The organism is Pelotomaculum propionicicum (genome assembly GCF_004369225.1).
Lineage (GTDB): Bacteria > Bacillota > Desulfotomaculia > Desulfotomaculales > Pelotomaculaceae > Pelotomaculum_B > Pelotomaculum_B propionicicum.
Genome location: NZ_QFFZ01000007.1, coordinates 86,398 through 100,061, shown reverse-complemented (window position 1 = coordinate 100,061; position 13,664 = coordinate 86,398). Strand labels below are relative to the sequence as shown.

The following is a 13,664-nucleotide window of genomic DNA, read 5'->3' as shown; positions in this document are numbered from 1 at the left end:
TGTGTTATTTAGATTGCCGACAGATAAAACATGCTTCTGTTGCGGCAACAGCAACGGTGAAAATCTGTAGGTTCGGTTTTAATCGAACAAGGCGCGTTCGTGCCGAACGTTTTGAGACCATGGTAACATTTGTGCGACTAAAGTCGCACCCTACATTTGTAGGCAGTCCAGAGCTACTACTGCAACGTGCTGTCAGCAGGACTTGCACCAGGTTGAATTCCCGTTGTTGAATACAAGGTTTCATCTTCCATCCTGACTTCATCTCCGGCGTCAACCTGTGCGCCATTATAGGCTTTACGGAGGATATCCGCCAGCTCGCTGATTAAAGGCAGCCGCGGGTTGGTGGTTGTGGTCTGGTCCTCAAACGCCTTTTCTGCCAGTTGCGGGATTTTTGACATGAAATCTTTCCGGTCTATGCCCAATTCGGCAAACGTGGCCGGTATGCCGAGAGAGCGGCTCAATTCAGACACCGCTTCGATCAGGCTGTGTACACCCTCTTCCTTCGATAAGGCGGGCAGGCCCAGATGGGCGGCTATCTGCCTGTATTTTTCCGGTGCTATATAGTGCTCATACTTCGGGAAGGAAACGAACTTGCTGGGCAGGCCGGCGTTGTACTCAATAACGTAAGGCAGCAGAATGGCGTTGGCCCGCCCGTGCGTGACGCCGAACTCTCCCCCCACCTTGTGGGCCAGGGCGTGGTTGATGCCCAGAAAAGCGTTGGTAAAAGCCATCCCGGCTATGGTGGAAGCATTATGCATCTTCTCGCGCGCCACCGGGTCCTTTTCACGCCAGGAAAGCGGCAAATATTTAAAAACCAGCTCGATCGCTTTCAAACAAAGGGCGTCAGTGTAGTCCGAAGCCATCACTGAAACATAAGCCTCTATGCCGTGCGCCAGCACGTCCATGCCGGTGTCGGCCGCCAGGCCGCTGGGCAGTGTATCAACAAAATCCGGGTCTATAATAGCCACGTCCGGTGTCAGTTCGTAATCCGCCAGTGGATATTTAATGTCTTTCCCTTTATCGGTGATGACCGCGAAAGCCGTTACCTCGGAGCCGCTACCGCTGGTGGTGGGAATGGCCACCAGCCTTGCCCGGCGGCCCAGTTTGGGGAATTTATAAGTGCGCTTGCGAATATCCAGAAACTTAAGCCTTAAAAACTCAAATTCAACTTCAGGGTGTTCATAAAAAAGCCACATCCCCTTGGCAGCGTCTATGGCCGACCCGCCGCCCAAGGCAATAATGGTGTCAGGCTGAAAAGAGTTCATCAGTTTGAGGCCTTTGGTGACCAGGGCCAGGGACGGGTCGGGTTCAACTTCGCTGAACACTTCTATGACCGGCCTGTTTTCCCTCTTGACCAGGTGGTATTTAATTTTGTCCAGGTAGCCCAGTTCAACCATTGATTTGTCGGTTACAACCAGGACTTTTTCTATCCCAGGCATCTTGGCAAGATATTGGATGGAACCTCTTTCAAAATAGATCCTTTCCGGCACCCTGAACCACTGCATATTGACCTGCCTTCTGGCTACCCTCTTGATGTTGAGCAGGTTAACAGCGCTGACATTAGCCGTGGTGGCGTTTCTCCCGTAGGAACCGCAGCCCAGGGTGAGCGAAGGCATATTGGTGTTATATATATCACCGATGGCGCCATGAGTGGAAGGGGCGTTTACGATAATCCGCCCGGCCATGACCCTGCGGGCAAACTCGTCGACCAGCTTTTCATCAGCTGTGTGGATCACCGCCGAGTGGCCCATTCCCCCGTACTCAACCATCTGTTCGCATAGTTTGATTCCTTCCTGTGCGTTCTCCGCCAGGTAATAGGCTAAAATCGGGCTCAGCTTTTCCCTTGAAAGCGGGTGGTCCGGGCCCACTCCGTCCTGCCTGGCTATGAGTATTTTGGTCCCGTCCGGCACCGTAAAGCCGGCCATCCTGGCAATCACACCAGCCGGCCTGCCCACCACCTCCGGGTTCAGGGAGCAGCTCTCCTTACAGGAAGCGAAACGCTCCAGCAATTCCGCTTCAGTTTTATTCAGGAAGTAACAGCCGTTCTCAACTAAAAGGGATTCTATTTCCCCGGCCACATCCCTGTCCACAATTAAGCCCTGCTCTGAGGCGCAGATCATTCCGTTGTCAAAGGTCTTGCTGAGGATCAAGTCCGTAACCGCCCTTTGCAGGTTGGCTGACTTTTCAATATAACAGGGGACGTTGCCCGGCCCCACGCCCAGGGCTGGCTTGCCGCTGCTGTAGGCTGACTGAACCATGCCCGCCCCGCCGGTAGCCAGTATAAGAGAGACGCCCGGGTTAGCCATCAACATTTTGGTTGCTTCTATTGAAGGCTGTTCAATCCAGCTGATGCAGTTTTCGGGCGCCCCCGCGTCCACCGCCGCGTCCAGCATCGTTTTGGCCGCCGCCGCGCTGCACCGCTGAGCCCCCGGGTGGAAACTGAAGATAATGGGGTTTCTGGTTTTCATGGAGATCAGGGACTTAAACATGGTGGTCGAAGTAGGGTTGGTCACCGGCGTAATTCCCGCTATTACCCCGACCGGCTCCGCCACTTCTTCGTATTCAGCTTCCCCGTCAACTTTTATGACACCAACGGTCTTACTGTACTTGATGCTGTGGTAGACATACTCCGTAGCAAAAATGTTTTTTACAATTTTATCTTCGTAAACTCCCCGGCCCGTTTCTTCCACAGCCATCCTGGCCAACTCCATGTGCCTGTCGAGCCCGGCCAGGGCCATGGCCTTGACGATCCTGTCCACGTCCTCCTGGCCAAGTTCCAAAAATCTATGCAGCGCCTCCTGCGCCCTAAAAGCCAGGCCGTCGATAATTCTCCCGCAGTCATCCCCGGAGTCCTTCCCCGTATCTTGTTTCGGCAATATCTCATCCCCTTAAAATTCTATTTTCAAGGAAGTATCTCCGTCAAAATTGTTATTATTCCACCGTCAGATATGCTGTGAATAGTTTCAACAAAAAGGGCCGTACTGCCTGAAAGAAAGGCAAGAACACCTTTGCCCGCTGTTATGATCAGATTAAGAAACACTGAGTACAGCGTAACCCGCGTGCTGGATGGAACTCCTATAAATCCAGGCTCCTTATATCGGAATGAAACATTTAAAAAAAATAAGCGCGACGTATCAAGTCACGCTTATCTGTTACAAACTGAAGCGTTTATTAATGTCAATGGCCGTGGTGTCCGCCACAGTCGCAGCTAACCCCGCCAGCAACAAGGTTGCCGCTGAGATAAGCCCCGGCGACCTTATCCACATCTCCCGACGCCCCCGTGATTACTTCAAAACCAGCCCTTTGCAGAGCGTCGGCCATAGGCCTGCCGATACCGCCGGTAATTACCACTTCGGCCCCTTCGGCTTTCAGCATCATGGCCAGACCGCCATGGTTGTGCATTACTTCATTGGGAATAATCTTCTTGCCTTTTATTTGGCCGTCTTCCGTTTCTACGACAACAAATTCCCGGCTGGTCCCAAAGTGCGGGTTTACTTTTCCTTCCAGGTGCGGCATGGCAATTTTCATTGTGTTTTCTACCTCCAAGAATTATTTTAAATCGATTTTTTGCCAGTCTTTTCCGTAACAGAGAGGGCACACAGTCAGCCTGCGGCAGATGGTTCCCTCCCACTGGTGTCCACAGGCCAGGCATTTCAGGTTATACTGGATCAGCTTAAAGTTGCCCCCGGTTACTCTCAGAGCGGCTCCGTTTACCAGAGCCTGCGCTATTTTCTGCCTGGCTGACGCCAGTATTCTGTGAAAAGTGGGCCTGGAAACAGACATCTTCTCAGCCGATACTTCATGATCCAAGCCTAGCAGGTCCCTTAAGCGAATGGCCTCAAGTTCTTCCACCGAAAGCATAATCTCGGATAGTTCCGACATGGGGATGCCTGAAGGTTTAAAGTAAGTAAACCCCGGAAGCTGTTCCACTCTCCTGCATTTTGGCGGCCTGGGCATTTTTTAACACTCCTGTCAAACTTGGTTTTTGAATACGTTTACAAGAATAATACCGGCTGGCTAAAGAACAGTCAATATTATCTTGTACTTCTTGTTGTGATTTAAACGTCGCCCCCCTTTGCTTCAAGTTGACCGGGAATAAAATCGGTAAAAAGGCTGCTTTCATATTCTTCAATTTTACCCTGGTCGCAGAGTTTGGAAAGGTTTGGATCAACAGGCAGCTTGCCGAGGAACTTGATGTTGAAAGATTTGGATACTTCTTCACCATGGCCCGGACCAAACAACTTGAATTCTTCTCCACATTTCGGGCAAATTACACCACTCATATTTTCAATTAAACCAAGTATTGGTATATTCATAATCTGGGCCATTTTTATCGCTTTTTTCACGATCATTGTCGCAAGTTCCTGTGGCGAGGTCACTACAATAAACCCGTTTAAGGGAAGGGACTGCATCACCGAGAGGGGCACGTCACCCGTCCCGGGAGGTAGATCCACAAAAAGGTAGTCCAGATCGGTCCAAACAACATCTGTCCAAAATTGACCGACTACTTTACCCAGCAAAGGACCGCGCCAGATAACAGGTTCATCTTCTTGTTCCATGAGTAAATTTATGGACATGACTTTGATGCCGGTAGAACTTTCCAGAGGGTGCATCCCAAAGGGTGTGCCTTCTATTGGTCCCTTTACCCCAAACAACTTTGGCAGGCTGGGACCGGTAATATCCGCATCCAGTACTCCAACTTCATAACCTTTTCTTCTGAAGCCGCACGCCAGCAGGGATGTTACAGATGATTTGCCGACACCGCCTTTCCCGCTCATAACGGCAATAACGTTTTTAGCGCTGCTAAAATTATTAATGGCCAGTTTCTCGGGAGCGTGCATGGACTCTTCACTATTTACGGTGTTTTCCCCCTCACAAGCACCCTTGGTACCACAACCGCAGTTTGAATCCTGTTGCATTTACTGTGTCTCCTTCCGCTTGTTATAAAATGCAGTAACAGTATGTCTTATTAATTGCCAAAAACTAAACATTTACCCTAACTCACTTTTGTGGCAGCAGTTATTTCCTGCAGCAGGTTGCTCCACATAGTCCTGACATCTGCTGCCGCGGGGGTATTAGGCATTTCTACCACCGGGAGCTTTTTGACCTGTGCCCCGGTCACGTTCCGGTCGTAGTGCACCCTGCCTACAACCTTAACTCCGGCCGCCATGGCTTTTTTCTCTATTATGTCACTCATCTCAGGGTTTATATCGAACTTATTTATGCAAAGATAGGCGGGAATTTTAAAAAAATTAATTAGTTCGACTACCCTTTCCAGGTCATGTTGGCCGGATAAGGTTGGCTCAGTTACGATTAGCACACAGTCTGTGCCCGTTACTGAGGCAATGACCGGACAGCCTATACCCGGCGGACCGTCAACAATTATATAGGGCAGGCCTTTTTCCTCAGCGATTATTTTAACCTGGCTGCGTACCAAAGAAACAAGTTTTCCTGAATTTTCTTGAGCAATACCAAGTTTGGCATGGACCATAGGCCCGTAGCGGGTACTGGAAATGAACCACTGGCCGTTAACCGCCTGCTTAAACTCAATCGCTTTTTCCGGGCAAAAATAGCTGCATACGCCACACCCCTCACAGGCTATAGGGTCAATGGTGAAAACTGTTTTTTGGTCTGTATTTTTTACTACCGCGCCAAAGCGGCAGAGCTCATGGCATTTACCACAGCCGGTACACTTATCAGGTATAATCGCAGAGCTTTTCCCGCCACTGAAATCATTTACTTGTTCAACCCGAGGGTTGAGGACAAGGTGCAGGTCGGCCGCGTCCACATCACAGTCAGCTACCGCCGTATTTTCCGCCAGGGAAACCAGGGAAGCCGCCAGGCTTGTCTTACCGGTGCCGCCTTTGCCGCTGATGACGGTTATTTCTTTCACCATTTCGCCTCCTTCACAGCAGAAATTAAAAGTTCTTTAAAAAGCTCCCGGTAACCCGGTACAGCGGAGTACGGCAGTGCACCTCTTGAATAAGCTTCGGCAATCCTGCGGTCATCAGGAATCTCAGCCAGGATCTTAATTCCCCTATCCCTGCAGAAATCACGGGCAAGGGTATTATCGGGGTCGTGCCTGTTAACAACCACCGCGTGAGGAATGCCGAGCTCTTTTACCATACCGGCGGCAATATCCAGGTCGTTAATTCCGAAGGGGGTGGGTTCGGTAACCAGAAGCACATAATCCGCACCTTTAATCGCAGAGATTACCGGGCAGGAAGTGCCGGGCGGCGCGTCGACAATATTCAAACCATTGCATCCCGTCGAGCGCACCGCCCTGATCAACGGTGGGCTGAAAGCCTCACCCACAAAAAGATTTCCATGGTAAAAAGATATTCTGCCCGCGCTTCCTCCTTCAATTGAACCAATACTCCTGCTTTTTTCAGTAATGGCCCCCGCGGGGCACACCAGTGCGCATCCCCCGCATCCGTGGCACATTTTATCAAAAGTGAGGATGTTTTTATTGATACAGACGATGGCGCTGTACTGGCAGATTTGCCCACAGGCGCCGCAGGCAACACACTTCTTCTGATCCACTACCGGAACCGGTATGCCGACAAGGTGGCGGCAGTCGATTTCAGGTTTCAAAAAAAGATGCCCATTGGGCTCCTCAACATCGCAGTCCAGATAGGCCACTTTATAGCCGGCGTCTGCCGCCGCGCAGGAGAGGCTCGCAGAGACGGTGGTTTTTCCCGTCCCTCCCTTCCCGCTGGCAACAGCTATAGTCAATTTAGGTGACATAATACAACCCCCTGAAAGGGTATGTTCTCAGCCTTTACCCTCAAGTTCTTTAATCCGCCTGTTGGCCTGCTCAAGGGCGTTTTCCAGGTAACCAGCCTGCTCCTTGAGGAAGGACAACTCTTGCTCGCCGCTCAGCGGAGGCGCGAAAACAGCTCCGTTCACTGCCGCACCTGGCGCCCGCCTTTGCCAGCGGGTCAGTCCCGTGGCATGATACCAGTTTCGCCAACCCCGGCCAGTGTTTCTCCGGGAGAAACCCGGGCAAGCATTGGTATTAGAGTCAATATAACTCATGCAGTAGCCGCGCCCCCGGCCTGTCATAGGACCTGAGCCCTGGGGACCCGTTCCGTTAAAACCTGGCATGATGGAACCCCTCCTTTAATTTTGTTCAATGGCGCAGCATCACCAGATTGTTCGATTTACGGCTTGCCAACTTTCTTACCGGGACCCTGACCTTGTCCCCAGTTTTGTCCTTGACACTGACGGCCTTGCCCCTGACCTTGCCCTTGTCCACGGCCTTGACCGGCGCCACAAGGTCCTCTTTTCTTGCCTACGCCCGGACCCTTACCAGCCGGACCGGTTCCATCCCCTCTGGGCATCTCCTTATACCTCCTTTTAAATTAGCCTTGTTTAGGCCCAATGAGCTTCAACATTGGCTCCTGATGCTTTTTCCAGCTTGCCGCTTTTGAAACTTTCCAGGGCTTCCGCCACTGTGCCTTCGGCGCCGCAATACACCTGAATACCTGCCGCGCCTAAGGCCTTAAAAGCTTTAGGCCCACAGTTTCCGGTAATTAAAGCTTCCACTCCGTTCCGGCTGATAATTTCCGCGGACTGTATGCCCGCGCCCTGGCCGGCGTTAAGATTCTGCTCGTTGCTCACAACCTCGTATTCAGCTGTTTCCGTGTTAAATAGTATAAACCAATTAGCACGGCCAAACCTTGGATCTACTTTGCTTTCCATGTTCTGCCCCATGGATGTGACAGCCACTTTCAAGGTCTCACCCCCTCCAGAGTAATTCTTAGTGACCGGTTTATTATGGTCATCGTTTCAAAATTATTATATCTCTCTTTATGAACTAATGTCAATAATATTGCTTTTAAATTAAAAAAATATGGCCGGTCAGATTGCTGCGTGCAATCAACACTAAAGCCATATTCTAAGAATTAAACATTTATCAAACTCTAATGAACTGAATAAAGCCGATATTTAATGGAGAGAATTTTAAAATATGAATAAGAAATATTTTTTTGTCGACTCCATTTTAATTGGCTTACTGGCGGCAAGTGGGATCAGTGGTTTCTTACTGTGGACACTCATCCCAAGAAGAACCACCCTGCGCAGGTTTATGAAAGACAGTCACATATGGAGCGGTATAGGGCTTACTATATTGGCATCCTATCACTTAATATTGCACTGGGACTGGTACGCTAAAATGACAAAGAAAATTATAGCAGGAGGCAGTGTTAAGATACAGTAATAATGTTAACATCTTCCTGGCTAAAAATTTCTGTTTATTATGAAAGTACCATGAATACTATTACTTTTCCATTGTGACGCTGATAAGAGAAAAGACCGGCCAGCGGTCATTTCTCTTTTCTATATTAACCAGGGTCTGGGAAACCCCGGTTGTTTTAAATTTTAGTCAGCCTGCTTAGGTGGCAGGCAGAACAGCTTCACTGGACAAACACATATTTAGATAAGAATTTTAATAATTTATTTCTATAATAATTATCAACTAAATTACTGCCTAACAAAAAAGAGCCCCTTGACATGGATAGCTTTTTGTTGTTGTCCATGTCAAAGGAAAAAGAGAGGTAGAGTATTTAGTTGAGGGTAAGCTTATTTAAACTTTTTAAACTTTCATAGATTTCGGGTGTGTCTATATCAAAAATTGCCGCCTGGTCCTGCACGGTGAAATACTCCACCCTGCTCCCAAGCTTTTTCAGGACAGGCCGCGCCCCTTCATCCCCTGCCAACTGCTGCAGTTGAGCGCTTAAATCATAGCTGAATATTACCGGGTGGCCTGGCTGCCCGTTGCAAACCGGTCGCAGAGCCAGACAGCGCCTCTTTTTAAATTCCTCAATCACCTTGTTGATCAGCAAGCTGGTGATAAAGGGCTGGTCAACCATAAAGACCAGGAAAGCTTCAGTGTCAACAGGCAAATTCTTGACCCCCGCTGCCAGGGATGTGCCCTGTCCCTGTTCGTAACAGGGATTGATCACAGTTTTAACGGGCAAGTCTTTAATGACGGCGCTTACCTGGTTTTCCTTATAACCTGTCACAACCAGGATCTCATCTACTGATGAGGCCAGCACATTTTCCGTTACTATGCGGATCAACGGCTTGTCTCCCAATTTAAGCAGCTGTTTGGGGCTGCCCATTCTGACAGACATACCTGCGGCCAAAATGATTGCTGAGATCATTTTATCCACCTACTCCGCTGCAGCGGCACAAAAGTCCTACAACAAAACTTCATAAAAAGAAGGTAATTTATAATTATGAAATAGCTGTAGTTTTATAATTATTGCCTAAGGCTCTTGTGTCGCCGCAGAATTTAAATATATTGTGAATAGGGATTCTGCCCTGAGCTGACCCAAGTATTACCTTTTCTATTTTCTGGCCAAGGAGCAATCTTACTAGATGGTTAACCTCAGTGATGTCTGCCAGGCAGTCCGCCTTGTTAATAAACACAACTATTCTGGCGCCCGGAGGTGTGTCGCGCAGCAGTTCTTCCGGGTGGGTAATTAGTTCAGCTACCAGTTCCGCGTCAATTTTAGAACCAATCGTCCGGCCGGTCCGCCTGGCAACGATCTCAGGACGGTGCACATGTCTGCTGTCCAGAGTTTTTCCGATGATATCGGCTCCCACCACAACCACAAGCAAAGTGGTTTCTCCGGGAATAACAGGTTCATAATTAAGATGCCCCTTAAGGGAACAACCTTTGGAGCCGTCCGCTTCAACTAAAGTATAGTTCGCGTAATACTGAAGCAAACTGACCTGCTCGGGGGTAATCCCTTTTAACTTATTGTTGCTCAACAGACCGGACCCTACCACCGGCTTCAAGCCCGAACGGAGATAGCAGGCCAGGTTATGTTCCGCCGCTTCTCCCTCTCCTAAAAGCACCAGAGGAAATTCTTCAGGCGAAGGCATGAAGATTTTTGTGGTAGTGGTAATGATAACATTATATTGAACAGATATTTCCTTGGCCAGCCGGAACATCAGGGAAGTCTTGCCTCCCCCGCCTACAATAGATATGATTTCACGTTCCTTCAGGCACAGGGCATCAATAATTCTCATAGTTGGTGGTCCTTGACAACTCATATTTGTGATGTCAGAAAGCTGAACACAGCTTCTAAAACACCGCCGCCGACAGACAGGGCTTTGTCGGAGATGGTATCACATTCAGTGTCTTTTCTTGGGTCGATATCGCCAATTTTAGTCCCCTGTGACACCCTGACGCCGTCTTTAATCATTCCTCTTATTACACCCGGTATTTCGGCCTTTACCTCAATATCCTCGACAAAGGCCACTATATCACCTTTTTCCACCAGATCCCCGATGACACGGCAAGGTTTTACCACTCCTTCTACCGGAGCCCTTAAAAGTCGTTCCACAGTAAAACCGTTCACAGCACCTGGTTTGCCGGTATCGTCAATCGCGCCGCCTCTGTAAATAACACGGCCCAAACGGTGCCCCCTGCAGGTTTCAATAACCGCGTGGACATCCAGTCCGGCCACAAAGCCCGGTCCCAGACCGATTACCAGGGGCGCTTCATCTATAGTCGTTCCCAGGTTGCGCTTGGCCATCCTGGCATCTACCACTACCTGCGGGTAAAGAGTTTTCACAACTTCAGCTTCCGGGTCTACAAGAACAGGTATGATCCTGTCATCAAACATTTCTAGAGCCTTATCTATTGTTTGAGCCAGACTGGCTTTAACGCCGTCGACTGTCACCGTACCCTCGTAAACCGCCTCGGCAAAAGCCACTTTTCTTCTAACCACCAGCGGGCTGCTTATTTCAGTCATAATAACATCCAGTCCGCACTTGTATAGCCGGTAGGCTACACCTGTGGCCAAGTCGCCTGCTCCTTTTATAATAACCATAGTACTAAGTTGACTCATTATTTTTCACCACCATTAAAGGCCTCTGCAAACATGGTTGCCGGTTCAATGAAAACTTCCATCGTCCCGCCGCAGGCCATGCCTTCAGCCGCTGCTATGTCGGCGGTCAGTGATACTTTGTGCAAGCGGGCTTTTTGCTCGTCGATGACGCCCAAAGCCTGCAGGCGCACCTCTGACTCGCCGCAGCCGCCGCCAATGGTGCCCAGAATGCGGCCGTCCCTGTATATGAGCATGCGGGCGCCGGCTTTACGCGGGGTGGATCCTTTTGTTTTAACGATAGTGGCCAGCGCTGCCGGTGTCCCTTCCTTGGCTGCGATTATGGCTCTGTACAGTGATTCTTTATCTGCCACGGAGGGCAGCTCGCAGTCGTTGGGGTGGTCCACTTTCTGTGTGCGGCCCGCGGCAAGTGAACCGGCTCCTCCGCCGCGTCGGTCTTTGATCATTTCGGCAGCGATGCACACTGCTATTTCGGCGGGAGTCTGAGCGCCGATATCAAGGCCTATGGGCATACGAACTTTTTCTATCTTTTCTATATCTATCCCGTCGTCGAGCAGTTGCTGCCTGATCATTTTGATCTTGCGCCTGCTGCCGATCATGCCGAGGTAAGCCACGGGGTATTTGATTACTTTGCTCAAGCAGTCAAGGTCGTGCATATGGCCTCTGGTTACAATCACCACACTGCTCGCGGGTCCGAGGCTTAGAATATTTTCTATATCATCAAAACTGCAGCAGATACTTTTGTAGACACCTGAAAAACGCTCGGCAGAAACGAAATCAGGCCGGTCGTCCACCACGGTAACCTGGTAGCCAAGCAACTGCCCGATATTAGCCAAAGGCAGGGCGATATGCCCCCCGCCCAGGATAATCAGTTCGGGCTGCGCCAGATAGGGGTCGATCATCACTGTGGCGCGCTGCTCCGGCCGGGCGGGGTTGACCAGTTCTGCGGTCTTGAACATCCCATCGGACTGGCTGGCCTTGACTAGTTCTGCCGCGGCGTCTTCGAGCCAGTTCAGCTGCAGGCTGCCTTTTTTAGAGGCGCCGCCGGCTGTGATTACTATTTTGGAGCCGGGCAGTCCCTCGCTCAGGTTTTCCTGTGCTATTACGGTTACGATTGTTTTTCCCTGCTGCAGGTTATCTTCCATGTTAAATGTTCCTCCGGAGACCATCATATTTTATCTTATTATAAAGATAAATACAACTACAGACAACTAATTTGAACCTTTGCCGAAGGTACAGTTGGGATACCTGCACTCGGGACAAGCCTTGCACAGACCGCCGTGGGCCAGAGCCACGATGTCCCGCCTGAATACCCTTTCACCTGCCAGCAATCTTGGCAGCAACAGGTCAACAATGGTTATTTTGAAAAACATCCCGCAGGCCGGCACACCCATGACAGGAATATCCCCCAGGTAGGCCAGCATGAACATTGCTCCGGGCAGCGCCGGGGCGCCGTATTTTTCCACTTTGGCCCCCGTCAGGCGGATGGCTTTGGGTGTAACATCATCGGGATCAACCGACATGCCGCCCGTTACAATTATTATGTCCGCTCCGTGTTCAGCCATTTTATTAATCTTGGCGGCAATTACTTCCATGTCGTCAGGCGCGAAATCCACTCCCAGCAACGAAGAACCATATGCTTCCGCTTTTTCCTTGATTACCGGGCCGAAACCGTCACGGATACGATTCTTATATACCTCGCTGCCGGTTATTACAACACCGACTTTTTGACTTTGAAACGGAAGCACTTTGACTACCCAGCCGGCCTGGCGGCAGATGTTTTCAGCGGATAATACCGTCTGTTCCGGCACTACCAGCGGAATGACCTTGGTCCCGGCCAGCAGGTCGCCTTTTTTCACAACCGTATTATTGGGCAGGGTGGATAAGATTACATCGGGCAGATCGTTAATCGCTTCCAGAGCCGGGATATTAACTTTCAGCAGGCCTTCATACCCGGCGTAAAGATTCACGCGGCTCTCCTTGGGACCGGTCCATGTAGTGCCTTCGCCCGCTATGGCCGTTCCCAGCCGCACACCGGCGACATCCTCGTGTACATCGGTCTGCTCAAGGTCTAAGATATAGATATTCTCTTTACCCAACTTCAGCAGCTCAGGAATATCTTCCACCTTAATGATGTGCCCTTTTTTAAAAGACGCTCCCTTGGACTCTCCCTTTACGACTTTGGTGATATCGTGGCTGAGCACTTTGCCAACCGCTTCTTCCACTCTGATTGTCTGTATTCTCATTGTTTGCACCCCTTAATATCTTTCCGCATAAGATAGAGTGTGGCCGTCTACTACTGTTATTGCTTTTAAAAATAGGGCCTCTCAAAAAGTTTTTCACCAAAGATAAGAAAATACTCTTAGATCTTAAGTTGTTCGGAAATAGCAATGATCATGACATTCGTATTGATACTTTGACTTCACTATTCCCTTGCCCGACCGGGGGCATTTAACTATGGAATCTTTGTGGTGGGGGCATCTAACCCAGCCAGGGGCTTCCAAATTATAACCTTTGCATTTGGAACAGCGGACTCCCTCCTCTGTTGCCTCCAGGTCTGAACTGAACCTTATTGTTTTGCAATTTGCGCAATAACAGTACTCCCATTCCTTAATTTGAGAAAGATATTTTTCCAGACTACTCTTCGCCACCTGCTCATTTTCAGTCAATGCGCGCCTGGCGGCTTCTATTTCTTTGGGGTCCATCCCGAAACAGTCAGTTTCAATTTTCATAATATCACCTCCACCAAAAAATATTTATGCCTGAGTGCCCTCGCTTACAGCCTTCTCTTACTGGTTGATT

At 49.7% G+C, this 13,664-nt stretch carries 17 protein-coding genes; 1 reads left to right on the top strand and 16 read right to left on the bottom strand.

From position 1 onward, the window contains the following. Window positions 1–176 precede the first annotated feature (176 nt). The 10 genes from adhE to Pmgp_RS05180 form a co-directional block, all read right to left on the bottom strand. On the bottom strand, window positions 177–2,876 hold the full coding sequence (gene adhE, locus Pmgp_RS05225; RefSeq protein ID WP_134212921.1) for a bifunctional acetaldehyde-CoA/alcohol dehydrogenase: 2,700 nt from the start codon (window positions 2,874–2,876) through the stop codon (window positions 177–179). A gap of 26 nt (window positions 2,877–2,902) precedes the next feature. Further along, window positions 2,903–3,040, bottom strand: a complete 138-nt coding sequence (locus Pmgp_RS20815; RefSeq protein WP_192902793.1) for a cation efflux transmembrane domain-containing protein — start codon at window positions 3,038–3,040, stop codon at window positions 2,903–2,905. A gap of 137 nt (window positions 3,041–3,177) precedes the next feature. Next, window positions 3,178–3,528, bottom strand: coding sequence for a NifB/NifX family molybdenum-iron cluster-binding protein (locus Pmgp_RS05215; protein WP_134212920.1), 351 nt, complete (start codon window positions 3,526–3,528; stop codon window positions 3,178–3,180). A 21-nt stretch (window positions 3,529–3,549) separates the two neighbouring features. Continuing rightward, on the bottom strand, window positions 3,550–3,957 hold the full coding sequence (locus Pmgp_RS05210; RefSeq protein ID WP_134212919.1) for a DUF134 domain-containing protein: 408 nt from the start codon (window positions 3,955–3,957) through the stop codon (window positions 3,550–3,552). Between the two features lie 101 nt (window positions 3,958–4,058). Then, a complete protein-coding gene (locus tag Pmgp_RS05205) occupies window positions 4,059–4,919 on the bottom strand; it encodes an Mrp/NBP35 family ATP-binding protein (RefSeq protein ID WP_134212918.1) in 861 nt (286 codons plus the stop codon). A 77-nt stretch (window positions 4,920–4,996) separates the two neighbouring features. After that, entirely contained in the window at window positions 4,997–5,893 is an 897-nt protein-coding gene (locus Pmgp_RS05200) for an ATP-binding protein (RefSeq protein WP_243119734.1), read from the bottom strand. Continuing rightward, complete coding sequence (locus Pmgp_RS05195; protein WP_134212916.1) at window positions 5,890–6,747, bottom strand: ATP-binding protein; 858 nt, start codon at window positions 6,745–6,747, stop codon at window positions 5,890–5,892. The genes Pmgp_RS05200 and Pmgp_RS05195 overlap by 4 nt, the downstream gene beginning before the upstream one ends. Before the next feature lie 27 nt (window positions 6,748–6,774). Next, window positions 6,775–7,107 (bottom strand): DUF5320 domain-containing protein, encoded by a 333-nt coding sequence (locus Pmgp_RS05190; protein WP_134212915.1) that lies wholly within the window; start codon window positions 7,105–7,107, stop codon window positions 6,775–6,777. A 25-nt stretch (window positions 7,108–7,132) separates the two neighbouring features. Then, entirely contained in the window at window positions 7,133–7,276 is a 144-nt protein-coding gene (locus Pmgp_RS19645; protein WP_192902792.1) for a hypothetical protein, read from the bottom strand. Between the two features lie 98 nt (window positions 7,277–7,374). After that, complete coding sequence (locus Pmgp_RS05180; RefSeq protein ID WP_243119738.1) at window positions 7,375–7,731, bottom strand: NifB/NifX family molybdenum-iron cluster-binding protein; 357 nt, start codon at window positions 7,729–7,731, stop codon at window positions 7,375–7,377. A 241-nt stretch (window positions 7,732–7,972) separates the two neighbouring features. Here Pmgp_RS05180 and Pmgp_RS20810 point away from each other — a divergent pair, with 241 nt between their 5' ends. Further along, window positions 7,973–8,221: a DUF4405 domain-containing protein gene (locus Pmgp_RS20810; protein ID WP_134212912.1), complete on the top strand. Its 249-nt coding sequence runs from the start codon at window positions 7,973–7,975 to the stop codon at window positions 8,219–8,221. A 346-nt stretch (window positions 8,222–8,567) separates the two neighbouring features. Here the strand turns inward: Pmgp_RS20810 and Pmgp_RS05170 are convergent, their stop codons facing one another. From Pmgp_RS05170 to Pmgp_RS05145, 6 genes are all read right to left on the bottom strand, one after another. Beyond that, window positions 8,568–9,167: a nucleotidyltransferase family protein gene (locus tag Pmgp_RS05170; RefSeq protein ID WP_134212911.1), complete on the bottom strand. Its 600-nt coding sequence runs from the start codon at window positions 9,165–9,167 to the stop codon at window positions 8,568–8,570. A gap of 73 nt (window positions 9,168–9,240) precedes the next feature. After that, window positions 9,241–10,041, bottom strand: coding sequence for a selenium cofactor biosynthesis protein YqeC (gene yqeC, locus Pmgp_RS05165; RefSeq protein ID WP_192902791.1), 801 nt, complete (start codon window positions 10,039–10,041; stop codon window positions 9,241–9,243). A gap of 20 nt (window positions 10,042–10,061) precedes the next feature. After that, window positions 10,062–10,865: a selenium-dependent molybdenum cofactor biosynthesis protein YqeB gene (gene yqeB, locus Pmgp_RS05160; RefSeq protein ID WP_134212909.1), complete on the bottom strand. Its 804-nt coding sequence runs from the start codon at window positions 10,863–10,865 to the stop codon at window positions 10,062–10,064. Beyond that, a complete protein-coding gene (locus Pmgp_RS05155) occupies window positions 10,865–12,007 on the bottom strand; it encodes an XdhC/CoxI family protein (RefSeq protein WP_134212908.1) in 1,143 nt (380 codons plus the stop codon). Before Pmgp_RS05155 ends, yqeB begins: the two co-directional genes overlap by 1 nt. Window positions 12,008–12,073: 66 nt before the next feature. Further along, window positions 12,074–13,108 (bottom strand): molybdopterin-binding protein, encoded by a 1,035-nt coding sequence (locus tag Pmgp_RS05150; protein ID WP_134212907.1) that lies wholly within the window; start codon window positions 13,106–13,108, stop codon window positions 12,074–12,076. Window positions 13,109–13,231: 123 nt separating this feature from the next. After that, the gene (locus tag Pmgp_RS05145; RefSeq protein ID WP_134212906.1) at window positions 13,232–13,594 is read right to left on the bottom strand and encodes a hypothetical protein; all 363 of its coding nucleotides are present in this window, start codon (window positions 13,592–13,594) and stop codon (window positions 13,232–13,234) included. Between the last annotated feature and the right edge of the window lie 70 nt (window positions 13,595–13,664).

Bases quoted from the DNA above. Each gene is read 5' to 3' on its own strand.
- Pmgp_RS05215 (WP_134212920.1), bottom strand. From the start codon at position 3,528: ATGAAAATTGCCATGCCGCACCTGGAAGGAAAAGTAAACCCGCACTTT.
- Pmgp_RS05210 (WP_134212919.1), bottom strand. From the start codon at position 3,957: ATGCCCAGGCCGCCAAAATGCAGGAGAGTGGAACAGCTTCCGGGGTTT.
- Pmgp_RS05205 (WP_134212918.1), bottom strand. From the start codon at position 4,919: ATGCAACAGGATTCAAACTGCGGTTGTGGTACCAAGGGTGCTTGTGAG.
- Pmgp_RS05195 (WP_134212916.1), bottom strand. From the start codon at position 6,747: ATGTCACCTAAATTGACTATAGCTGTTGCCAGCGGGAAGGGAGGGACG.
- Pmgp_RS05190 (WP_134212915.1), bottom strand. From the start codon at position 7,107: ATGCCAGGTTTTAACGGAACGGGTCCCCAGGGCTCAGGTCCTATGACA.
- Pmgp_RS20810 (WP_134212912.1), top strand. From the start codon at position 7,973: ATGAATAAGAAATATTTTTTTGTCGACTCCATTTTAATTGGCTTACTG.
- Pmgp_RS05170 (WP_134212911.1), bottom strand. From the start codon at position 9,167: ATGATCTCAGCAATCATTTTGGCCGCAGGTATGTCTGTCAGAATGGGC.
- yqeC (WP_192902791.1), bottom strand. From the start codon at position 10,041: ATGAGAATTATTGATGCCCTGTGCCTGAAGGAACGTGAAATCATATCT.
- yqeB (WP_134212909.1), bottom strand. From the start codon at position 10,865: ATGAGTCAACTTAGTACTATGGTTATTATAAAAGGAGCAGGCGACTTG.
- Pmgp_RS05155 (WP_134212908.1), bottom strand. From the start codon at position 12,007: ATGGAAGATAACCTGCAGCAGGGAAAAACAATCGTAACCGTAATAGCA.
- Pmgp_RS05150 (WP_134212907.1), bottom strand. From the start codon at position 13,108: ATGAGAATACAGACAATCAGAGTGGAAGAAGCGGTTGGCAAAGTGCTC.
- Pmgp_RS05145 (WP_134212906.1), bottom strand. From the start codon at position 13,594: ATGAAAATTGAAACTGACTGTTTCGGGATGGACCCCAAAGAAATAGAA.